The sequence below is a fragment of the Bacillus canaveralius genome (assembly GCF_002860125.1).
Lineage (GTDB): Bacteria > Bacillota > Bacilli > Bacillales > Cytobacillaceae > Bacillus_BJ > Bacillus_BJ canaveralius.
Map to the genome: position 1 here is coordinate 64,713 of NZ_PGVA01000004.1, position 20,528 is coordinate 85,240.

General features: G+C 43.1%; 23 protein-coding genes. 14 read left to right on the forward strand and 9 right to left on the reverse strand.

Features of this window, described 5'->3' with window-relative positions; genetic code table 11:
- Positions 1–31 precede the first annotated feature (31 nt).
- From rpoD to CU635_RS02460, 6 genes are all read left to right on the forward strand, one after another.
- Complete coding sequence (gene rpoD / locus CU635_RS02435; RefSeq protein ID WP_101575580.1) at positions 32–1,156, forward strand: RNA polymerase sigma factor RpoD; 1,125 nt, start codon at positions 32–34, stop codon at positions 1,154–1,156.
- Positions 1,157–1,276: 120 nt separating this feature from the next.
- The gene (locus tag CU635_RS02440) at positions 1,277–1,807 is read left to right on the forward strand and encodes a hypothetical protein (protein WP_101575581.1); all 531 of its coding nucleotides are present in this window, start codon (positions 1,277–1,279) and stop codon (positions 1,805–1,807) included.
- A gap of 100 nt (positions 1,808–1,907) precedes the next feature.
- Positions 1,908–3,047: an acyl-CoA dehydrogenase gene (locus CU635_RS02445; RefSeq protein WP_101575582.1), complete on the forward strand. Its 1,140-nt coding sequence runs from the start codon at positions 1,908–1,910 to the stop codon at positions 3,045–3,047.
- A 200-nt stretch (positions 3,048–3,247) separates the two neighbouring features.
- A complete protein-coding gene (gene cccA, locus CU635_RS02450) occupies positions 3,248–3,610 on the forward strand; it encodes a cytochrome c550 (protein ID WP_101575583.1) in 363 nt (120 codons plus the stop codon).
- Positions 3,611–3,836: 226 nt separating this feature from the next.
- Entirely contained in the window at positions 3,837–4,547 is a 711-nt protein-coding gene (locus CU635_RS02455) for a tRNA (adenine(22)-N(1))-methyltransferase (protein ID WP_101575584.1), read from the forward strand.
- Complete coding sequence (locus tag CU635_RS02460) at positions 4,544–5,659, forward strand: Nif3-like dinuclear metal center hexameric protein (protein WP_101575585.1); 1,116 nt, start codon at positions 4,544–4,546, stop codon at positions 5,657–5,659. The genes CU635_RS02455 and CU635_RS02460 overlap by 4 nt, the downstream gene beginning before the upstream one ends.
- A 178-nt stretch (positions 5,660–5,837) precedes the next feature.
- Here CU635_RS02460 and CU635_RS02465 read toward each other — a convergent pair whose 3' ends face one another.
- On the reverse strand, positions 5,838–6,791 hold the full coding sequence (locus CU635_RS02465; RefSeq protein WP_101575586.1) for a 4-hydroxy-3-methylbut-2-enyl diphosphate reductase: 954 nt from the start codon (positions 6,789–6,791) through the stop codon (positions 5,838–5,840).
- A 136-nt stretch (positions 6,792–6,927) separates the two neighbouring features.
- Complete coding sequence (locus tag CU635_RS02470; RefSeq protein ID WP_245917284.1) at positions 6,928–7,551, reverse strand: YqfQ family protein; 624 nt, start codon at positions 7,549–7,551, stop codon at positions 6,928–6,930.
- Between the two features lie 248 nt (positions 7,552–7,799).
- Between CU635_RS02470 and CU635_RS02475 the strand changes: the two genes are divergently transcribed.
- Together CU635_RS02475 and CU635_RS02480 are read left to right on the forward strand one after the other, a co-directional pair.
- Positions 7,800–9,113, forward strand: coding sequence for a DEAD/DEAH box helicase (locus CU635_RS02475; RefSeq protein WP_101575587.1), 1,314 nt, complete (start codon positions 7,800–7,802; stop codon positions 9,111–9,113).
- Positions 9,114–9,143: 30 nt separating this feature from the next.
- Positions 9,144–10,037 (forward strand): deoxyribonuclease IV, encoded by an 894-nt coding sequence (locus CU635_RS02480; RefSeq protein ID WP_101575588.1) that lies wholly within the window; start codon positions 9,144–9,146, stop codon positions 10,035–10,037.
- 165 nt (positions 10,038–10,202) lie between these two features.
- On the opposite strand, the gene CU635_RS02485 is transcribed toward CU635_RS02480, so the two are convergent.
- Positions 10,203–10,457 carry a DUF2624 domain-containing protein gene (locus tag CU635_RS02485; RefSeq protein ID WP_101575589.1) on the reverse strand — a complete coding sequence of 85 codons (255 nt, stop codon included), beginning with the start codon at positions 10,455–10,457 and terminating at the stop codon, positions 10,203–10,205.
- Positions 10,458–10,615: 158 nt separating this feature from the next.
- Between CU635_RS02485 and CU635_RS02490 the strand changes: the two genes are divergently transcribed.
- The 3 genes from CU635_RS02490 to zur all read left to right on the forward strand — a co-directional run bounded on the left by CU635_RS02490 (position 10,616) and on the right by zur (position 12,712).
- On the forward strand, positions 10,616–11,398 hold the full coding sequence (locus tag CU635_RS02490) for a metal ABC transporter ATP-binding protein (protein ID WP_101575590.1): 783 nt from the start codon (positions 10,616–10,618) through the stop codon (positions 11,396–11,398).
- Positions 11,395–12,237, forward strand: coding sequence for a metal ABC transporter permease (locus tag CU635_RS02495; RefSeq protein ID WP_101575591.1), 843 nt, complete (start codon positions 11,395–11,397; stop codon positions 12,235–12,237). The genes CU635_RS02490 and CU635_RS02495 overlap by 4 nt, the downstream gene beginning before the upstream one ends.
- A 61-nt stretch (positions 12,238–12,298) precedes the next feature.
- Positions 12,299–12,712 carry a zinc uptake transcriptional repressor Zur gene (gene zur / locus CU635_RS02500; protein ID WP_101575592.1) on the forward strand — a complete coding sequence of 138 codons (414 nt, stop codon included), beginning with the start codon at positions 12,299–12,301 and terminating at the stop codon, positions 12,710–12,712.
- A 28-nt stretch (positions 12,713–12,740) separates the two neighbouring features.
- On the opposite strand, the gene CU635_RS02505 is transcribed toward zur, so the two are convergent.
- Positions 12,741–13,304 carry a hypothetical protein gene (locus tag CU635_RS02505; RefSeq protein ID WP_101575593.1) on the reverse strand — a complete coding sequence of 188 codons (564 nt, stop codon included), beginning with the start codon at positions 13,302–13,304 and terminating at the stop codon, positions 12,741–12,743.
- 193 nt (positions 13,305–13,497) lie between these two features.
- On the opposite strand from CU635_RS02505, the gene CU635_RS02510 reads away from it, so the two are divergent.
- Positions 13,498–13,881, forward strand: coding sequence for a hypothetical protein (locus tag CU635_RS02510; RefSeq protein WP_373270847.1), 384 nt, complete (start codon positions 13,498–13,500; stop codon positions 13,879–13,881).
- 71 nt (positions 13,882–13,952) lie between these two features.
- Here the strand turns inward: CU635_RS02510 and ispG are convergent, their stop codons facing one another.
- Both ispG and CU635_RS02520 read right to left on the reverse strand, forming a co-directional pair.
- Positions 13,953–15,068: a flavodoxin-dependent (E)-4-hydroxy-3-methylbut-2-enyl-diphosphate synthase gene (ispG, locus tag CU635_RS02515; protein WP_101575595.1), complete on the reverse strand. Its 1,116-nt coding sequence runs from the start codon at positions 15,066–15,068 to the stop codon at positions 13,953–13,955.
- Positions 15,069–15,177: 109 nt separating this feature from the next.
- Complete coding sequence (locus CU635_RS02520) at positions 15,178–15,483, reverse strand: hypothetical protein (protein WP_101575596.1); 306 nt, start codon at positions 15,481–15,483, stop codon at positions 15,178–15,180.
- 184 nt (positions 15,484–15,667) lie between these two features.
- Here CU635_RS02520 and CU635_RS02525 point away from each other — a divergent pair, with 184 nt between their 5' ends.
- Entirely contained in the window at positions 15,668–15,916 is a 249-nt protein-coding gene (locus CU635_RS02525; RefSeq protein WP_245917286.1) for a hypothetical protein, read from the forward strand.
- Between the two features lie 84 nt (positions 15,917–16,000).
- On the opposite strand, the gene CU635_RS02530 is transcribed toward CU635_RS02525, so the two are convergent.
- Positions 16,001–17,701, reverse strand: coding sequence for a methyl-accepting chemotaxis protein (locus CU635_RS02530; RefSeq protein ID WP_101575818.1), 1,701 nt, complete (start codon positions 17,699–17,701; stop codon positions 16,001–16,003).
- Positions 17,702–17,929: 228 nt separating this feature from the next.
- Positions 17,930–18,700 (reverse strand): DUF1189 domain-containing protein, encoded by a 771-nt coding sequence (locus CU635_RS02535; RefSeq protein WP_101575597.1) that lies wholly within the window; start codon positions 18,698–18,700, stop codon positions 17,930–17,932.
- 346 nt (positions 18,701–19,046) lie between these two features.
- Between CU635_RS02535 and CU635_RS02540 the strand changes: the two genes are divergently transcribed.
- Positions 19,047–19,529: a DUF456 domain-containing protein gene (locus tag CU635_RS02540; protein WP_101575598.1), complete on the forward strand. Its 483-nt coding sequence runs from the start codon at positions 19,047–19,049 to the stop codon at positions 19,527–19,529.
- Between the two features lie 105 nt (positions 19,530–19,634).
- Here the strand turns inward: CU635_RS02540 and CU635_RS02545 are convergent, their stop codons facing one another.
- Positions 19,635–20,330, reverse strand: coding sequence for a Crp/Fnr family transcriptional regulator (locus CU635_RS02545; RefSeq protein WP_101575599.1), 696 nt, complete (start codon positions 20,328–20,330; stop codon positions 19,635–19,637).
- Positions 20,331–20,528 lie beyond the last annotated feature (198 nt).

Consider the following 20,528-nt stretch of genomic DNA (forward strand, 5'->3'; position numbering starts at 1 on the left):
GTGTTTGGTGATTTTGGAAGGAGGGGGACATATGGCTGAAAAGTCAGCCCGTTCGAAAGAGGTCGAGTCAGATATGACCCTGGAACAAGTAAAAGAGCAGTTAACGGAAGTAGGTAAAAAGACCGGTGTATTAGCTTATGATGATATAGCGGAAAGATTGTCAAACTTTGAGCTCGATTCAGATCAAATGGATGAGTTCTATGAACTCCTTGGGTCACAAGGAGTTGAGCTGGTCGGAGACAGTGAGGATGCCGACCCGAATATACAGCAATTAGCAAAAGGTGATGAGGAATTTGATTTAAATGACCTCAGCGTACCTCCGGGCGTAAAGATCAATGATCCTGTCCGCATGTATTTAAAAGAAATTGGCCGTGTCGACCTGCTTTCCGCTGAAGAGGAAATATCTCTTGCAGAGCGAATCGAGCAGGGTGATGAGGAAGCCAAACGGCGTCTTGCTGAAGCTAATCTCCGTCTTGTAGTCAGTATTGCCAAGCGTTATGTCGGCAGGGGAATGCTTTTCCTTGACTTGATTCAAGAAGGAAATATGGGTTTAATTAAAGCTGTTGAAAAATTCGATTACCGAAAAGGTTTTAAATTCAGCACATATGCAACATGGTGGATTCGCCAGGCGATCACGCGTGCAATTGCGGATCAGGCAAGAACGATCCGTATTCCGGTTCATATGGTCGAGACAATCAATAAACTTATCCGGGTCCAGCGCCAGTTGCTTCAGGACCTTGGCCGCGAACCAACACCGGAAGAAATTGCGGAAGATATGGATCTCACTCCGGATAAAGTTCGTGAAATTTTAAAAATCGCCCAGGAACCTGTTTCACTTGAAACACCAATCGGTGAGGAAGATGATTCACATCTTGGTGATTTCATTGAAGATCAGGATGCAACGTCTCCTTCAGAGCATGCTGCTTACGAACTTCTCAAGGAGCAGCTTGAAGACGTGCTGGATACACTGACAGACCGGGAAGAAAATGTACTGCGCCTCCGTTTCGGGCTTGATGACGGGCGCACCCGGACACTCGAAGAAGTCGGGAAAGTGTTTGGCGTGACGCGCGAACGGATCCGCCAGATTGAAGCGAAAGCGCTGCGCAAACTTCGCCATCCATCCCGCAGCAAAAGGCTGAAGGATTTCCTGGAATAATCAATCTGAAAAATAAATGATTGTCACAAAGTAGTTTACTTCTTACAATGGAAGTAAACTATTTTTTTTACAATATGCTTCCGGTTGCAATAGGAGCAGATGTTAGGAAGTGTACAATAAATGAATGAAAATCGCAAAAGCACGATTGTTAAAGAGATTTTGTATTGGAAGGAAAACAGGCTGCTTCCTGAACAATACTGCAACTACCTTTTGACGCTATATACGGAAGGGAATCGCCCGGTCGAAAAAAATAAACAGAGAATAGCTTCCTTAAAATCACATTTTCCAAACATTGCAATTTTCCTTCTCATTCCAATTTTTATATTTGTCATTTATTTTACTGAATTGTCTTTCATTTTGCAAATGGCTCTTGGCGGAATTTTTATCATTGCCGGCCTGTTGGCTGTTTTCTATTTTTCCAGAAAAGGGATTTCATTTCAAGTGCCTCTAATTGTCTCGGCCCTGATATTTCTTTTATTGTCTGTGGAAGGGGCGTCGGTGCTGGCGCCAAACCGCGACGGAATTCTCTATATCATTTGTGCGGCAAACTGTTTGCTCTGGATTTTTACTGGCTGGAAACTAAAGCTTCTTTATTTCTGCCTAGCCGGTATTTTAGGAGCGGCGATCATTATTATATCTATTTTTGTATAATAATTTATTATAAAAATTTTAAAATGTTGTGAAAATTCATATTTCCCTTTTATAATAAGAGTGATGTAAGCGTATTCAAAAATTGCAAGGGGGAAGTTCAATGAATTTTGATTTAACTTCAGAACAGGAAATGATCCGTAAAACAATCCGGGAATTCGCAGAAGAAGAAGTCGCTCCCGGAGCTCTTGAACGGGACCGAAATAAACAATTTCCGGAATCTATTTTTAAAAAGCTGGCCGACATGGGGATGATGGGTTTGCCCTTTCCTGAGGAGTATGGCGGAGGAGGCGCAGATACGGTCAGTTTTGCGATTGTAACCGAGGAGTTGAGCCGAGCCTGCGGTTCAACGGGAATTACGTATTCGGCGCATATATCGCTTGGTGGGGCTCCAATATACTTATTCGGGACAGAGGAACAAAAACAGCAATACCTCGTTCCAATTTGCACAGGCGAAACGCTCGGGGCATTTGGCTTAACCGAACCCAATGCCGGGTCCGATGCAGGGGGGACGAGAACAACGGCAGTTGAAAAAGACGGGGAATTTGTGATCAATGGAAACAAATGCTATATTACCAATGCCAGCTATGCCAGACATCTGGCGTTAACGGCGATCACGGGTGAACAGGACGGAAAAAAAGAAATCAGTGCGATTATTGTGCCTACAGACGCACCAGGTTTTAAAGTGATCGACAATTATGAGAAAATGGGCTTGCATTCATCGAATACAACGGAACTTGTCTTGGAAGACGTGCGTGTTCCGACTGAGCACTTGCTCGGCAATAGAGGAGAAGGATTTAAACAATTCTTGATGACTCTGGACGGAGGGCGGATTGGGATTGGGGCAATGGCGGTTGGAATTGCCCAGGCTGCCTATGATAAAGCTCTGCAATATGCCCATGAGCGAAAGCAATTTGGCCGCTCCCTGTCAGCCTTTCAGGCGATACAGTTTAAACTGGCCGATATGGCTATGAAAATTGAGCTTGCCCGCAATATGGTGTACAAAGCGGCCTGGCTAAAGGATAACGGAAGGCCGTTCACGAAGGAGGCTTCGATGTGCAAGCTGTATGCTTCGGAAATCAGCATGGAAGTGACCGATCAGGCCGTACAAATACACGGCGGCTATGGTTATATGAAGGAATATCATGTTGAACGTTATATGCGAGATGCGAAGCTGACCGAGATTGGCGAGGGCACATCCGAAATCCAAAGGCTCGTGATTGCGAGAACAATCGGCTGTTGAATATCCAGGGTAAATGCTTATTTCAATCCAGCCTGTAGAGAAAACATTTGTCTATAGGCCTTTATTTTGTCGAATTTAAGAACATCGAGTGACAAAGTTTACTTTAGGGCTTTTCCTCTCAGCAATTTTAAAGTAAAATAGAAATTGTTTGTATACGATAATATTAAACTGAGATGTTGTTACATAAGGGAGGTAAAATCATGAATCGGAACCCACTTATTCCATTTGCTCTTATCGCGGTTTTGGGGATTGCATTAATGTTCTTTCTTTCAGTTAAAGGCCTCGGCGATGCTGAAGAAATGGCGAATAAAGCTGAGGGCGGCGAAGAACAAGCAGACACTGCTTCAGCAAACCCGGAAGAAATCTACCAAAAAAGCTGTATTGGCTGCCATGGCGGCGACTACCAAGGTGGAGCAGGCCCTGCATTGAAGGGTGTAGGCGACAGGCTGTCCCAGGAAGAAATTGCTGATATCGTAGTCAATGGTAAAGGCAATATGCCACCCGGTCTTGTTGCTCAAGACCAGGCACCAGCAATGGCTGAATGGCTCGCAGGTATAAAATAAAATAATGAAAAATGGTCCTTTGCATCTGTGAAGGACTTTTTTTATACTAGAGGAGTCAATTTCACAATGTGATAAGTTAAACCGAAAAACGAATGAAGTGTCTAAATAAACAGGATCATGCGTACGAAACGAATACTATCTTAATTTTTACATAACTGTTCGCTTTTTCAATTAAAGAATTGCTTTATGAAATTCATTCAAAAAAACTATATTAATGTGGTGACTCATGAATACCGAGAATCTATCAGATCGTTTAAAGGCAGTTGTACAATATATCCCTGCAGGCAGCAGGCTTGCCGACATTGGCTCTGACCATGCTTACCTGCCGTGCCATGCTGTTCAGCAGGGGATCGTTACATTTGCGGTAGCGGGCGAGGTGGCTGAAGGACCATATCGATCGGCAAAAAAGCAAGTAGACGAGGAGGGATTATCCGATAATATCTTCGTACGCAAAGGCGATGGACTTGATGTTATCTCTCCGGGTGAGGTTGATTGCATCACAATCGCCGGAATGGGTGGAACGTTAATCGCTTCGATATTGGAAAAAGGCAAACAAAAGCTTCCGGCGGTTAAGCGCCTTATCCTCCAGCCGAACATCGGTGCCATTTCGATTCGCAAATGGCTAATGGAGCATGACTGGAAGCTGGTCGATGAAAAAATTTTAGAAGAAGACGGAAAAATCTATGAAATATTGGCAGCGGAACAAGGTGATCCGCGTTCCTATTACGGCGAGTCATTCGAAGGCGGTCTTTTGCTCGGCCCGATCTTAATGTCAAAGCAAAATGATGTTTTCCGTAAAAAATGGATTTCTGAACGGGATAACTGGGAACGGATTTTAATACAGCTCGAAAAAGCGGACGAGAACAGGGAAACATCCAAAAAAAAGCAGGAGCTTCTTGAGAAAATCAGAATTGTAGAGGGGGTTTTGAAAAAATGAAACAAGTCAATGGTTTTGAGGTTATTCAGTTGTTTGAAACATTCTCGCCAAAGAGCCTTGCAATGGAAGGGGATAAAGTCGGACTCCAGATTGGCAGGCTGAACAAACCTGTCGAAAACGTGATGATCGCGCTCGATGTACTGGAGGAAGTCGTTGATGAGGCGATCGACAGGGGTGTCCAGCTCATTATCGCCCACCATCCGCTCATTTTTCGCCCGCTCCAGAAAATCGCAACAGATACTTATCAGGGTGCTGTGATCGAAAAGCTGATTAAACACGAGATTGCTGTTTATGCGGCCCATACCAATCTGGATGTTGCAAGCGGCGGTGTGAATGATATGCTCGCTGCAGCACTTGGTCTGCAAAACACGGAACTGCTTTTTCCAACATATGAGAACAAATTGAAAAAGTTAGTCGTGTTCGTACCTGAAGAAAATGCGGCAGACGTCAGGGAAGCAGTCGGGAAAGCGGGAGCGGGTGCAATCGGCGCTTACAGCCACTGCTCATACTCAAGCAGCGGCACAGGCCGATTCTTGCCTGGTGCCAGCACTAATCCGCATATCGGCCGCCATGGAACCCTAGAGACAGTGACGGAGGCGAGGATTGAAACGATTTATCCGGAGACAATTGAAAAAAAAGTACTGGGTGCAATGCTGAAGGCCCATCCATATGAAGAAGTGGCCTACGATATTTATCCTATGGACAATAAAGGTGAGCTGCTTGGGCTTGGCAGGGTCGGTTACATAGAAGAGACGACATTAGAAGCGTTTGCTCATCATGTAAAAAAGGTCCTGGATGTGCCGGCAGTCCGTGTGGTCGGGAACTTGAATACGACAGTCAAGAAAATAGCCGTGCTCGGCGGTGACGGCAATAAATATATCAATCAGGCCAAATTTAAAGGGGCAGACGTATATGTGACCGGGGACATGTATTACCATACTGCTCATGATGCAATGATGATGGGCCTTAACATAGTCGATCCCGGTCATAATGTTGAAAAAGTGATGAAGCAGGGAACCGCGACTGTTTTAACAAGGTTGTCCAGGGAAAAGGGTTATGCCATCAACATCTTTCCATCAACAGTCCACACAGATCCATTTCAATTTATTTGAATGAATTTCATAAAGCAATTCTTTAAGTGAAAAACGAACAGTTACTTATTCGTTTCCTATGGCATAATCCTGTATATCTAGACAACTTTGTTCGTTTTTCGGTTTAGCTTGTTACATTGTGAAATTGACTCATTTAAATGCAAAAAACCCTTGCCGCTTGAGGCAAGGGTTTTAGAAATCACGGTTTAGCTGTCAATTTTTTTACTTTTGGAAGAATCTTTCCAAGTGGTACCTTCTTTTCATGTACCCATGTAGACGAATCTGCAGGATCATATTGCTCGAGAAAGGTGATCACTTCTTTTGTGATCGGCGTCGGTGTCGACGCTCCAGCTGTAACGGCTACTGTATTTGCGTCTTTTATCCAGTCCAGTTCAAGCTCCGATATGTCGGCAATTCGATAAGCCTTCGTGCCGGCAACTTCCTCGGAAACCTGGGCAAGCCGGTTCGAGTTATTGCTCTTCGGGTCACCGACAACAATCAACACGTCTGCTTCACCGGCCTGCTCGGCGACTGCTTCCTGGCGCACCTGGGTAGCCAGGCAAATTTCCTGATGCATTTCCACATGAGGATATTTTTCTCTAACCTTTTCCATAATATCTGCTACATCCCATTGACTCATCGTTGTCTGGTTGGTGACAATAATCTTTTCGCCGACAACTTGAAGGGCAGCGACGTCCTCAATTGACGATACTAAATGGACGATCCCTGGAGCGACACCAACGGCACCTTCAGGCTCAGGATGCCCCTTTTTACCGATATAGATGACCTGGTAGCCTTCTTTTTCTTTCTGGCGGATTAGATCATGTGTTTTCGTAACATCCGGGCAAGTGGCATCGATTGTTACCAGGCCTTTTTGTGCCGCAAGCTCCCTCACTTCAGGAGATATCCCGTGGGCTGTGAAAATAACGGTACCGTGGTCAACCTGCTCCAATATTTCTTTGCGATTCTGTCCATCAAGAGTAATGATTCCTTCTTGCTCAAATGCATCTGTCACATGCTTATTGTGCACAATCATACCGAGTATATAGATAGGCCTTGGCAAAGACTGATCCAAAGCTGCATTACGGGCAATAACCATCGCATCAACTACGCCATAACAATAGCCGCGCGGTGATATTTTTAATACCTTCATATTGAGTCCTCCCCATAAAAGCAAATAAATGCTTATGTTTAATTATATAAAAGTTATGGGAAGATTACAAAGCGGAATCACTAATGTATATCATTAGCAATAACCGGGAAAATGCACGTGAAAAATTCTTTTATTGTTAAAAAAATATTTTCGGTACAGAATTTCCATTTTTCGGCCGCCTTAATGGCACATCTTCCTGATCCTGCAGGGACTCAGATTCTGATTCAAGATCGTCCCAGGATTCAGATTCTGATTCAAGGACGGATCGTTTTCGGCTGCGATCTTTCTTAGTTTTTTTTGCATGATCCCCGTCATTTTCAGGGGCATCCTTTAGTCCTTTATATAATTTCAACATCGCAGGGAAGTTTTTGACGAGCGGCCCGTACTGCTGGACAATCGGCCCGAAAGATTGCATGGCATTAAGTATTTGCTGGGTATTATTTAGAAATCCGTTTATGGTGGCAGGATTGGTAAGTGTTTTTAAAAATGAGCTTCCAGTTGTTGCTGCAGGTGAGCGGGTCTGGCCGCCCACAACAAAAAAACCGCCGCCGGGAGCACCTGGATATCCCGTGTTTTGGTTTCCACGGCCAAAAATTTTCGACAGCAGCCCCCCTCCTTGTTTGGCCCGCTGCTGCGGACCCATCATTTGGCCGAATGGCCCGCTGCTCCTGCCATGGTTGAAGCTCGGTCCGGGTCGCCGGCGATTCATAAAACCGGGGTTGATTCCGCCGCCAAACGAACCTCGATGTCTCGGCTGCATAATCATTGCCTCCTTCATGGTTACTCTCATTGTTAACATATGCTTCTAAACCATTTTGGTTTTGGGCAGATGTGGAGATCAAAAAAGCTGCTCTCATTAATTGCTCTAAATTGAAAAATACTATAAGGGGTCAGTTCCCAACTGGGTACTTCCAAATGCCGCAGTGGCGATTTAATGAAATCTTTATTATAATTACAGGATGGGTGCATAGGAACGACCTTTAATTCATGATATGAGGAGTTAAATAAATGACTGAAACGAAGTTTTTACAATACAAGCTTAAGCCTTTCCTTATAGAAGCAGTGGCCGATCTTGGTTTCCAGGAGCCTACTGAAATACAGCGCCGGCTCATTCCGATCGTGCTAAAGGGTGAGAGCGCAATTGGCCAATCACAGACAGGTACCGGGAAGACCCATGCTTATGTACTGCCGATTCTGAATAAAATTGATCCTGCCAAACAGGAAGTCCAAGCAGTAATTACTGCGCCAACCCGAGAACTCGCGAATCAAATTTATCAGGAAATCCTCAAAGTTACAAAGCATTGCGACGACGACAAAATGATTTCTGCCCGTTGCTTCATTGGCGGGACGGACAAGCAGCGCACGATTGATAAATTGAAAACGCAGCCTCACATTGTTGTTGGAACGCCGGGAAGAATCAACGACCTTGTGAAGGCGCAGGCTCTTGTTGTTTATACAGCCTCCACACTGGTAATTGACGAAGCTGATTTAATGCTCGATATGGGGTTTATTGAAGATGTGGACCAAGTAGCGGCGAGGATGCCGGAAAAGCTTCAAATGCTCGTCTTTTCTGCAACGATTCCGGAAAAGCTGAAACCGTTATTAAAAAAGTACATGGAAAACCCTGCCTATATCCATATTGAGCCAAAACAAATTGCCGCAGAAAACATTGCCCATTACGTCATTCCAGCACGGCACCGTTCGAAGATTGAAATCGCTTTTCAAAGCCTGCAGCTTTTCAATCCGTACTTGGCGATTGTTTTCACGAATACAAAAAAAATGGCTGATAAAGTCGCAGATGGTTTGCTTGAAAAAGGCTTGAAGGTTGGTAGAATCCACGGCGATTTAAGTCCGCGTGAGCGCAAGAAGGTAATGAAACAAGTAAATGATCTTGAGTTTCAATACATTGTTGCAACTGATTTGGCGGCGAGAGGAATCGATATCGAGGGCGTCAGCCATGTCATTAACATCGAATTGCCGTCTGATTTGGATTTCTATGTGCACCGCGTTGGCCGAACCGCCAGGGCAGGCGCTTCAGGGGTCGCTTTGACGATTTATGAGGATTCTGACGAAGATGCCCTGAACCGGCTTGAGAAGCTTGGAATCCAATTTAAAAATGTTGATATCCAAAAGGGCGAAATGGTCGAAACAGGCGACCGAAATAAACGCAAAAAACGACAGAAGCAGGTGGACGACCTCGACGTCCAGGCGAAGTCGATGGTCCGGAAGCCGAATAAAGTAAAGCCTGGCTATAAAAAGAAAATGCAGGCCGAGGTCACTAAAATAAAGAAAAGGCAAAAGCGGGTGCAAAGAAAAAAATAACTTTTGCTTAAAAAAGGGAGAGAAGAGAATATGTTGAAAATTGGTTCACACGTCTCAATGAGCGGAAAAAAAATGCTGCTTGCTGCGAGCGAAGAAGCTGTTTCATATGGCTCAAATACATTTATGATCTACACAGGTGCACCGCAAAACACACGACGAAAGAAAATAGAAGATCTCAATATTGAAGAAGGTCGGCGTCATATGGAAGCGAACGGCATTGATGACATCATTGTGCACGCCCCCTACATTATTAATATCGGGAACGCTGTTAACCCGGCTACATTTGAACTCGGGGTGAATTTTTTGAGATCGGAAATTGATCGTACCGAAGCAATTGGAGCGAAGCAAATTGTTTTGCATCCCGGCGCGCATGTAGGAGAGGGGACTGAAGCAGGCATCAAGAAAATAGTCGAAGGGCTTAACGAAGTATTGACAGGTAAGGACAAGGTCCAGGTTGCCCTTGAAACGATGGCGGGCAAAGGATCGGAATGCGGAAAAACGTTCGAAGAGCTTGCGATGATTATCGATGGAGTCACTTACAGCGATCATGTTTCAGTATGCTTTGATACGTGCCATACCCATGATGCGGGCTATGATATCGTTGAGGATTTTGATGGGGTTTTAAATCAGTTTGATAAAATTATCGGTCTTGAAAAATTAAAGGTACTGCATATTAATGACAGCAAAAATGCCCGTGGAATGAGAAAAGACCGCCATGAAAATATCGGATTCGGGAATATCGGTTTTAGAGCACTCAACTATATCGTCCACCATCCTCAGCTGGCGAGTATTCCGAAAATCCTTGAAACTCCTTATGTTGGCGAGGATAAACTAAACAAAAAGGCGCCTTACAAGCATGAAATTGCGATGCTGAGAGAACAAAAATTCGAAGACAACCTGCTCGATAACATCATGTGCGGATGATAAAAAAAGTATAAAATTTTCGAATTAGTTAGGTGTTTTGGTGTCCAGCTCCAGCGCCTAGCCCCTCGAGTCGCTTCGGTCCTGCCAATGAAGTCAAAGAGCGCGACTTCACTGTAGGCCCTCCAGCGCTTGTTGGGGCTGAGCAAGGCGCTTCCGCTTTTCTTTTTACTTTGTAAGTTCGAGAAAAATCCGGTTGACTTCTCTTGCTGTTTCAGGGCCGGCAACCTTGGCAATTTCTTTGATTAATCCGGTCCGCTCGGCATCATTAAAAATATTAATTTGTTTTCCTTTTAAATATGCCGCCACTTTGTGCGCTTGCGCCCTGCTGACTTTAATCTGAAATTGATTTGCATATTTCATTAATTCGTCAGCGGAGATCGTATTGATCTTGTGATTAATGATGTTTTGAAAAATTTTCACAGTCGTCACCTCTTTAGCAACATATGAACACTATTCATGAATCGTGACAAAAATTGAAATGACGGCTGTGGACGCCTGTGCGTTTTCTTTACTTTCATACCCGGTTGTTGTATACTACAAAATGTAAATCGGAATGATTCTTAAATTAGGTGATAGGATTGAAATCAACTGAAACGATTGTGAAGATAGAAAATGTTTCGTACCGGTATGAAAAGGAATTGGTGCTCGAGGATATTAACCTTGAGATTTTAAAGGGCTCCTTCCTCGGAATTGTCGGCCAAAACGGTTCCGGTAAATCAACACTTCTAAAATTAATCCTCGGGCTTTTAAAGCCGCAAAAAGGGGAGATCTTCTTATTCGAAAAGGAGATCAGCCGCTTTAAGGACTGGCAAAAAATTGGTTTCGTTTCTCAAAAGGCAAACTCGTTTAACACAGGGTTTCCGGCAACGGTCTTTGAAGTAGTCGCAAGCGGACTGACAAAAAAAATCGGCTTGTTCCGGTTTATGGACAAAGAAGACAAACTGAAAGTGTTTAAAGCAGTAGAATCGGCTGGACTCGAGCACTTGATCAAAAAAAACATCGGGGAATTATCCGGGGGGCAGCAACAGCGAGTTTTTATCGCAAGAGCACTTGTCAGTGATCCCGAGCTTCTCATTTTGGATGAACCGACCGTTGGGGTTGATGTACAGCATGTACAGGCGTTTTATCAAATGCTCGACGAATTGAATAAAAAATTGGGTATTACCCTTTTGCTTGTTACCCATGATATCGGCACGATAACCGATAAAGTTACCCACGTTGCCTGCTTGAATAAGCACCTCCATTTCCATGGCAACACCAAGGAATTTGAACACTTGAAAATGGAAGAAATGTCTGAGTTCTACGGGCATGACGTTCATGTTCTGACACATGATCATTCCCATCATGGAGGTGTGGAATGATTGCCAACATACTTCAATATGAATTTCTGCAAAATGCTTTTCTGACAGGGATTATCATCGGGATTATTGCTCCGCTTCTTGGCGTTTTTATAGTGGTAAGAAGGTTATCTTTAATTGCGGACGCGTTAAGCCACGTAACTCTTGCTGGAATCGCAGCGAGCCTGCTTCTTGAGAAGCGTTACCCGGCGCTGACAGGATTGAATCCACTCTACATGGGGATGGCCTTTTCGGTAGCTGGCTCCGTTTTTATTGAAAAGCTTCGCACTGTATACAAGCATTATCAGGAGCTGGCGATTCCGATTATCCTGTCGGGTGGCATCGGGCTCGGAGTAATATTTATTTCACTGGCAGACGGTTTTAACACAGATTTATTCAGCTATTTATTTGGGAGTGTCAGCGCAGTAAGCCGGACAGATCTGTGGACAATTGTCATTATCAGTCTGTTTGTGATCGTCGTTATTTTCATGCTTTATAAGGAGTTATTTTTATTATCCTTTGATGAAGAACACGCCAAGGCTTCCGGTATCGCAGCTAGAAGTGTCCATTTTATATTTATTGTCATGGTGGCTCTCGTAATTGCAGCATCAATGAGGATTGTCGGAATCCTTTTAGTATCTTCGCTGATGACGCTGCCTGTTGCGGCAAGTATTCGCATTGCCAGAGGATTCAAACAAACCATTCTTTATTCCGTTATCTTTGGTGAAACGTCGGTTCTTGGCGGGTTAACGCTGTCGTATTATCTTGATTTGGCGCCAGGCGGTACAATTGTGATTATTGCCGTGGCGATTTTAATGATCTCAATCCTTTTTAAAAAATTTTTATCGGCAAGACCTGTGTAAATTCAGCATTAGGCTCAGGCGGCCAGTCTTCCGATTGATTGCGGATTAAGAGGTGAATGAAATGAATGTGGACGAAGCTTTAAAGATATTGAAGGACGAAGGATACAAACATACAGCAAAAAGAGAAGAAATGCTGCAGCTTTTTGCTGCCAGCGATAAATATTTAACGGCACGCGATGTATTAGAGGATATGAAAGATGACTATCCGGGACTAAGCTTCGATACGATTTATCGGAACCTGTCTTTATTTGTCGATATGGGCATTTTTGAAATGACGGAACTGTCAGGCGAAAAGCATTTTCGATTTTCATGCACCCATAAACAGCACCACCACCATTTTATCTGTCTTGACTGCGGAAAAACGAAGGAAATTGACACATGCCCAATGAATGGATTGAACGAAGATCTGAAAGGCTATGATGTCTCAGGGCATAAATTTGAAATCTACGGGCGTTGCCCTGAGTGCTACGAATGAAAAAACGGCTGGCCGATCAGCCGTTTTTTTATTTCAACCAATTTTCAACCCAGTTTGCGGCCTGCCGCCAATTTTGAACACGGATAACACCTTCAGGCGTCGCAGCGCGGTTGTACGGGGTATCAAATAATATTACCGGAATCCGGCATGCCTCATGAATCATGACGGCATTATCATGTTTGTCCTCAAAAAAAATATCGACATTATATTTTTTGGCTGTGGCGACTTTGTCATGTGAACCAATTAATTCCACATGGTGGTAGGTTAGGCCTTGTTTGCAAAACCATTCTTCTGTCAAAGCAAGCAAGTCTGACCTTCGCGCGCTGATAAAATAAAGCTCATGATGTTCTTGCCATTTGAGTAAAATGTCCCTGGCGCCTTCGGCGAGAGGTGAAGTTGAATATATAAGCGGCTCGTTTTCGGCAAACCACGCTGCAAATTCGCGCTCTCCTATATTGACGAGCGGGTTTAAATCATATTGTTTGATGTCTTGTAATGTTATGTTCATGCTGAAGGCCTTGTTTAAATGAGGGATCATCGACGTTGGACAAGTAACTGTCCCGTCGATATCAATACCAAAACGTTTTCCCATGTTGATGATCCTGCTCCTGTCTTTGCATTATTGTCTTTATATTATCAAAAGAACCGTGATTTCTAAAGACTCGAGGTCGACAATCAGTTTTTTGCCTGAAAACACAGGAAAAATGCAGACAAACATTAACATAATGAAACAGTGTAAAGTCGCAAACAATATGAATGCTCCATTATGAAAGCGAGGGATGAACATGGCGGAAAAGCAACGACAAAATAAAGGTGCAAAAACCAATCGTAATAAATCCGATCTGGGGACCAGTTATAACGATACAAATTTTCGTGAAGAAACAGCAGCTGAGGTCGCTGCTCCAGTCCGTATTGACCGGAACGTCAATAAGAATAAATCAAACGGGGGGAATTCGGGTGAAGTAGCTGCAAGCGGCCGGGGTATTGGCTATGCAGCCCTTGCGCTGTCTATTTTATCCCTGTTTGTAATGCCAATCCTGTTTGGGGCGGCCGGGATTATTCTCGGCTTTGTTGCGCTCAGAAGAGGGGCGGCCAACCTCGGCGGTTGGGCGATTGGAATAGGCGCAATCGCCATTATAGTAGGGATGTTTGTCCTGCCGTTTTTCTAAAGCTTTTCAAAGATAACGGAGCAATTGAAAAGCAAAAGACCCGGCGAATTTTTCCGCCGGGTCTTTTACCATTATGGTTGGACAACTTCTTGTTGTTCCAGAGCTCTCGCTGCAAAATATTCTTCTGCAATCTTATCAATTTCTTTCTTTAGTTCCTCGACCATAGTCTCTTCCGGAACCTTTCTGACGATCTTTCCTTTACGGAACAGAAGTCCTTCGCCTCTTGCTCCGGCGATGCCGATATCGGCTTCACGGGCTTCCCCCGGGCCGTTTACCGCACAGCCCAGCACGGCGACTTTAATCGGTGCTTTAATTTTTTGGATATACTCTTCGACTTCATTTGCAATACTGATTAAATCAATTTCAATCCTTCCGCATGTCGGGCACGAAATCAAAGTCGCTGCATTAGAGGACAGGCCAAAGCTTTTTAACAGCTCTCTGGCGACTTTCACTTCTTCAACCGGATCAGCACTTAAGGAAATACGCAGCGTGTTTCCGATCCCTTTGCTTAAAATAGCTCCAAGGCCCGCAGCACTTTTGACCGTTCCTGCGAACAGCGTTCCTGATTCGGTTATGCCGAGGTGCAGCGGGTAATCAAAAGCTTGTGCTGCCTTTTCATATGCCTCAATCGCGAGACCGACATCAGATGCTTTCATCGAAACGATGATATCGTGAAAATCAAGATCTTCAAGAATTTTTATGTGGTGCAGAGCACTCTCGACCATACCGTCCGCAGTCGGATAACCATATTTTTCCACGATTTTACGTTCGAGGGATCCGGCATTCACACCGATGCGGATCGGAATTCCTTTTTCTTTAGCCGCTTTAACAACAGCCTCCACTTTTTCACGTTTTCCGATGTTTCCCGGATTGATTCTAATCTTATCAGCTCCGCCTTCAATTGCCTTTAAGGCGAGCTTGTAATCAAAATGGATGTCGACAACAAGCGGGATGTTGATTCGTTTTTTAATTTCCGGTATCGCATTCGCAGCGCGCTCATCCGGGCAAGCCACCCTGACAATCTGGCAGCCTGCCTCTTCCAAACGGAGTATTTCGGCAACTGTCGCTTCGACGTCGTGCGTTTTTGTTGTTGTCATGCTTTGTATAAATAATTCATTGCTCCCGCCAATCGTTAGGTTACCAACTTTAACGGGGCGCGTTTTTGTGCGATGTATAAGTCCACTCAATCGAGATTCTCTCCTTTAAACATTGGATTCATAAGCTGTGTTATAACCAATATGCTTCCATTGTATCAATGAACTGCTGAATTTGACAAGGATATGACACCTGCGGGAATTAATATTCCGGGAACTTGTAGTCTTCGCCAATTTGAATTTCTGTTGGTTTCAATCCTTCATTAAGGCTCTGGAAATCGGTAATTACTTGCTCAATCGAGACGGGGACTGCTTTATCTATATTTTTTTCAATAATCGACAAAACTGTGTCGCCCGGCTTAACGCTTGATTCGAAATAAGCTAGCTGAGTTTCCATTTTCGCCTCGATTTTTTTCTCCTTAACACCCGGCAGAGTGCCTGAGCTAAGATCAAAGTAGATAACATATATGACCAAAACTACACAGATGAATCCGGCAATCCGTTTCATATTAAGCGGCCTCCAGTCGAAATGGGAGTTTGTCCAATATATATGTCACCGCTTAAGAAAATAGAACAGATTCTTTAACTTATTACATTGTGAAATTTACTCATGTTATTATAATTGTCTATGTGATGGGATAAACTTCTCACTTTCTTCACAACCTAGAAAGGATTTTTAGGAGGTGAGAAATATGTCAAATCAAAATCAAAACCAAAACAACAACGGAAATAATATGGCACAGAATGTTGCTAATAGAGTTAAAAACAGTGCTGATGTAGTCTTTGATGCAGCTCAAAATACGATCGAAGCAACAGAGAATGTTACGATGAACGCTGTTGATCAAACAGCTAACGTGATCGACCGAGCAACAAACGGTGTAAGCAAAGCGATCGGTAATCAACAAAATAGAAACCAAAATAGGCAACAAAACAACGAGTAGCTGTAATATATTACATTACCCATCTGGATCTCGCCTGTGGGATAATGCCAGATTTGAAAAAATAAGCGGGGCCTTTGGCCGCGTTTATTTTTTTTCATTGTAATGGTAATGTTTCGTTAATTCGGATAATTCATCTGATAAAGTCATTAGTTTCTCACCCGCAGAATGGCTAAGCTTTACTTTTTCCATTTGCTGCTTTGAAGCTGACATCATTTCTTCTGCACTGGCAACAGTTTGCTGTGACACGAAAACGAAGCTTTCCGATGCTTGCTCCATTTTAGGCAGCGTATCGTTCAACCCTGACAGTAATGCTTGTACATTAGCAATCATTTCATTAACCGCTTCAATCTCCAGCATTAAGCTGTCAAAAGTCTGTCTGCTCACAGAGGCATTATTTAAGTGACTTTCAAGTCCTGTCAGCATTTTCTCGAATTCGTCTGAAGCTTTCAGGGAAACAGTTTCCATTTGATGAATCGTTGTCGTAATTTCGTCAGCAGCCCGTGACGACTGGTCTGCTAACTTTCTGACCTCACCCGCAACGACAGCGAAGCCTTTTCCCGACTCACCCGCCCTGGCTGCTTCAATGGCAGCATTTAGTGATAACAGTTTGGTTTGTTCGGCGATTTCTTGAATTAAGTTGATTACTTTCGCAATCGACGAGGAATGGTTCTTAACCGCGTGAATCGTTTCAGTAACTCCGCGAAACTCACCAGCAAATCCTGTTATAGACTCAGCCATCGCGGCAACACTCTTTTCTCCATGGACAGCTGAACGGTTCATCGCGGCCGCTTTATCGGTAATATGCTCAATGTTCATAAAAATATTGCTGATCGACCTTTTCATTTCATGGAACGTGTGAACACTTTCTTCTGAGCTTCCGGCTGTTTGTTCGGCTCCTGCTTTGACAACCTGAATCGCCTCCACTAACTGACGATTTTGACTGATCACATCGCTGGATATTTCCCTGAGCTCATTACCTGTTATCGACAGGTTGTTTGTTGTGCCGGAAATATTAAATAGCAAGTCCCTCATTTGCAAGACCATCGCCTGAACGCTTTTAATTAAAGAATTGATTTCGGGTGTCGACGGCTTCGCCTCTATTTGTAGATCCAAATTGCCATTTCTGATTTCCTTCATCACTTCGTGCAGGTTGGATATAGGCTTTGTCAAACTTCTAACAAGAAGAGTGATAATAACCGAGGTCACCACAAGGCTGATCAGAACGGTAATAACCATATATGTAGCCATTTCATTGATATTTTTTAAGTATAATTTCTGCGGAATGACGATCACATAAATCCCATTTAGCTCCTGTATATTATGAAAAGAGATCGTATATAGCTCGCGATTAATCTCGCGGTGAAGAATCCCTTTTTGCTGCGAGCGAATGTCGGTCAGGACCGAATCGGGAAAAACGAGCTTAGAGTTCCGGCTAACCTGAAACGGTTCAACACCTTTTTGATTTATTAAAAAATAATCCCCTTTTAAATCGTCCTGGGCCATATCGGCATCCTGCGATTTAATGACTTGATCCATTTTTTCGCTGAATTTCTCTTCCTTGCCAACGTAAATCAACATTAAGTTCTTCGCCATTTCACTAATGGTGGCTGCTTCTTTTTCAAGGCGCTGCTCCATCAATTGCACTGTCGTTTCTTTTGATTTTACAAAGGAAATATAAGCAATGCTTGATATCGTGACAAGCAATAGGCTGAGGATGATCGCCAGCAATCTTGCCTGTAAAGACAGTCTGGAAAGCATTCCGCCCCAGATTTCGCCACTTGCCATTTTTATCTGTTTAAGCCCAAGCCGATCCAATTAAATGCCCCCTCCCAAATTAAATGCAACTTTAGTATGAAGGAGGTTTGTTAAGGGATTGTTAAGATTTATTATATTTAATCTTAATTTGGATCGTTTTGCCTGCAACTTTATTCCTAAACATTTTTTAAAATGGATTGCAATGTTTTCCGCAGATATTTATTGCAAAAAAAATAAACGAGGCTGAATAGGCCCCGTTTACTCTTTTACGGTAGGTTTCGGTATTTCTTTTATTGCCAAATAGAGCATCAGCAGCGATACGAACCAGTGGATTAAAAATCCGCCTGGAACCTGGGTTTGCAGTGCTCCCATAATGGCAAAAAATATCGTTGGCAATGTAACGCTGTATGCAGCCATTCTCCACAAATGGCGGTATTGCAAATTCCTGCCTGCAAGGTTTTTTAACATTAACCCAAAGAAGGCAAGGATCGATATTTCAACAAATTTAATTGCGCTTGAAAATAAATAAATGACGACAATCATTACGGGAACAAGGATCCCCATCATTGAATCGAGATTGGTAAGTAACTGGGTTACGTCATTCTTTGTTAGATTTAAACCGAGCATTGAGTACGGGTGAACCTGATCTTGGCCGCCGGCTACTAATACCAGTTCATTTTGTAGAAGCGCAACAGCATTATCCTCGTTGCTCAAGTCTTTCTCACTTACTGCGCCCGTTGGATCGACGATGATCGTAAAACCGTCTTTATTGATTGTAACCGGACGATTCTCTTCGGAGGAAAGCTGGCCGTTCTCAATAGTGAAATCGGGCATATCCTCTTCGATCGATTCGCGGGCAGTATTCACCCCGTCAATTAATGCCGTGCTAAGAAAGTACGACGATGGAATAATCGACAAGAGGGTAAGAAAGAAAATATACAAGATCGTTTTGCCAATTCCCTGAAATCGAAATAATGCTATGTCTTTTGGAGAATACAAGCTTTTAAAAAATTGTTTAAATATATTCATTTAACTACACACCCCTACCTAAGTCTTGCTTTCTTATTGTAGCTTTATCACTTTTTAAGCACAAGCTTTGTTGCTCCTTGTGTTCGAAAATATTACACGAATCACACCAAAAACGATCAGGCAAGGTTTGTCGAAAAAAATAATAGTATATATAATAGCCATAAGTGTTTTATTATAACTGAGAAAATTTACAAAGTATTAAGCAAACCGAAAAACGAATTAATTGTCTTAATAAACGAGGACGTTTCAGTAAGAGAGGAATAGTACTGTGTGAATTTTAAATAATTGTTCGTTTTTCGATTAAAGAAAAGCTTTATAAAAATAAAAAAGTTGAAGGATGAATGGTATGGAATACGTCTATTGGGCGGCCGTTATATTAATGTTTATTGTTGCTTTTGCCGGGTTGGTTTTTCCGATCATCCCGAGCGCTTTGTTCTTGCTGGGCGGTTTCTTGCTTTATGGCTTGTTTTTCTCTTTTGAACCGTTGGGCTGGCTGTTCTGGATCATACAAGGTTTGTTTGTGATTCTATTATTTGGGGCCGATTATATCGCCAATTTAATAGGTGTAAAGAAATATGGAGGTTCGAAAGCAGGCGTATGGGGAAGTACGATCGGGCTCTTGATCGGGCCATTTGTTATTCCGGTGCTGGGAATTCTGATCGGCCCATTTCTTGGCGCGATTATTGCCGAACTGCTGATTAACAAGAAGGACATCAAATCAGCGACAAAAATCGGATTTGGCTCGGTGATCGGTTTTGTCAGCAGTGTTGTGACAAAAGCGCTGATCCAGGCCGTCATGATCATTTATTTTTTGATTTTAGTTCTGTAAAAAGGGAGGACATTTGCAAAGTGACCTATATGGAGTTTGGAAATGTCCTTTTAAGGAACCGATAGAAATAACCGCTGAAAAGCGCTAAGTCTAGACTGGCTGTCATTAATTTAAGCCGCAAATTTCAAACGGACAGTTTTGGCAGTCAACTTCCTGTCGCAAATAATTTAAGTCCTTGACCACAAATTTTTGCTGGTCATAGGAAATCACATCAAGCTCCCGCAATTCCTTCAGCATTCTTTGGATGACTTCCCTTGTACCGTATGTTAAATTGGCGAGCTCCTGGTGGGTAAGCGGAATATCGATGAGGATGCCTTCATCAGTCATCACGCCATAGCTGTTGCAAAGGCGGATCATGATCGAATAAAGGCCGCCCTTTTTTCCGTGCATAATTAAGTCCTGGCACTTCATCTGCGCTTTTAAGTAGCGGGTGCTCAGCCATACTGTCAGGGCATTTAACGCCCGGTGGTCATGTGCAATATAATGTTCAAAGTGCTCACGCTTGATCATCAGCATTTCGCAATCGCTCATCGTTTTGGCAAAGAAATGATATCGATCGGAATTCTTAAATAATTGATATTCAATGAGAAGTTCTTCTCCATTCAGGATTTTAAGAATAAATTCTTTTCCTTTTAAGTGAATTCTCCCCAGAGCAACAGTGCCTTCCAAAAGAATATAAATATGCTGGACAGGATCTTTTTCCTGAAAAAGAATTGTGCCAGCTTTCACTTTCTGAACCGTTTCTTTATCGACAAAATGTTGCAGCAGTAAACTATAAAGTGATAGATTGATCTCTCCCATGTATGCCACTCCCTTTAGTTCTTACACCTTTGATTTAAAAGAAGTATTTATAACATGTCAATATGGTTTTTCCAATTAATGGCTGTTATTTTTGGGACAAGCAACTTATATCATTTACAGGAAAGGGATTACTTGAAAAATGACAACTTTTCGAAACAATGACCCGGGTACCCAGTCGCCCCGGTTCGTTCAATAAGG

Excerpts from the sequence above, each read along its gene's own strand:
- CU635_RS02525 (WP_245917286.1), top strand. The coding sequence starts at position 15,668 with ATGTCAAATCAAAATCAAAACCAAAACAACAACGGAAATAATATGGCA.
- CU635_RS02540 (WP_101575598.1), top strand. The coding sequence starts at position 19,047 with ATGGAATACGTCTATTGGGCGGCCGTTATATTAATGTTTATTGTTGCT.
- CU635_RS02440 (WP_101575581.1), top strand. The coding sequence starts at position 1,277 with ATGAATGAAAATCGCAAAAGCACGATTGTTAAAGAGATTTTGTATTGG.
- CU635_RS02510 (WP_373270847.1), top strand. The coding sequence starts at position 13,498 with ATGGCGGAAAAGCAACGACAAAATAAAGGTGCAAAAACCAATCGTAAT.
- CU635_RS02545 (WP_101575599.1), bottom strand. The coding sequence starts at position 20,330 with ATGGGAGAGATCAATCTATCACTTTATAGTTTACTGCTGCAACATTTT.
- CU635_RS02505 (WP_101575593.1), bottom strand. The coding sequence starts at position 13,304 with ATGGGAAAACGTTTTGGTATTGATATCGACGGGACAGTTACTTGTCCA.
- CU635_RS02530 (WP_101575818.1), bottom strand. The coding sequence starts at position 17,701 with ATGGCAAGTGGCGAAATCTGGGGCGGAATGCTTTCCAGACTGTCTTTA.
- CU635_RS02475 (WP_101575587.1), top strand. The coding sequence starts at position 7,800 with ATGACTGAAACGAAGTTTTTACAATACAAGCTTAAGCCTTTCCTTATA.
- rpoD (WP_101575580.1), top strand. The coding sequence starts at position 32 with ATGGCTGAAAAGTCAGCCCGTTCGAAAGAGGTCGAGTCAGATATGACC.
- CU635_RS02460 (WP_101575585.1), top strand. The coding sequence starts at position 4,544 with ATGAAACAAGTCAATGGTTTTGAGGTTATTCAGTTGTTTGAAACATTC.
- CU635_RS02465 (WP_101575586.1), bottom strand. The coding sequence starts at position 6,791 with ATGAAGGTATTAAAAATATCACCGCGCGGCTATTGTTATGGCGTAGTT.
- CU635_RS02480 (WP_101575588.1), top strand. The coding sequence starts at position 9,144 with ATGTTGAAAATTGGTTCACACGTCTCAATGAGCGGAAAAAAAATGCTG.
- CU635_RS02470 (WP_245917284.1), bottom strand. The coding sequence starts at position 7,551 with ATGCAGCCGAGACATCGAGGTTCGTTTGGCGGCGGAATCAACCCCGGT.
- CU635_RS02520 (WP_101575596.1), bottom strand. The coding sequence starts at position 15,483 with ATGAAACGGATTGCCGGATTCATCTGTGTAGTTTTGGTCATATATGTT.
- CU635_RS02445 (WP_101575582.1), top strand. The coding sequence starts at position 1,908 with ATGAATTTTGATTTAACTTCAGAACAGGAAATGATCCGTAAAACAATC.
- CU635_RS02495 (WP_101575591.1), top strand. The coding sequence starts at position 11,395 with ATGATTGCCAACATACTTCAATATGAATTTCTGCAAAATGCTTTTCTG.
- zur (WP_101575592.1), top strand. The coding sequence starts at position 12,299 with ATGAATGTGGACGAAGCTTTAAAGATATTGAAGGACGAAGGATACAAA.
- CU635_RS02455 (WP_101575584.1), top strand. The coding sequence starts at position 3,837 with ATGAATACCGAGAATCTATCAGATCGTTTAAAGGCAGTTGTACAATAT.
- cccA (WP_101575583.1), top strand. The coding sequence starts at position 3,248 with ATGAATCGGAACCCACTTATTCCATTTGCTCTTATCGCGGTTTTGGGG.
- CU635_RS02535 (WP_101575597.1), bottom strand. The coding sequence starts at position 18,700 with ATGAATATATTTAAACAATTTTTTAAAAGCTTGTATTCTCCAAAAGAC.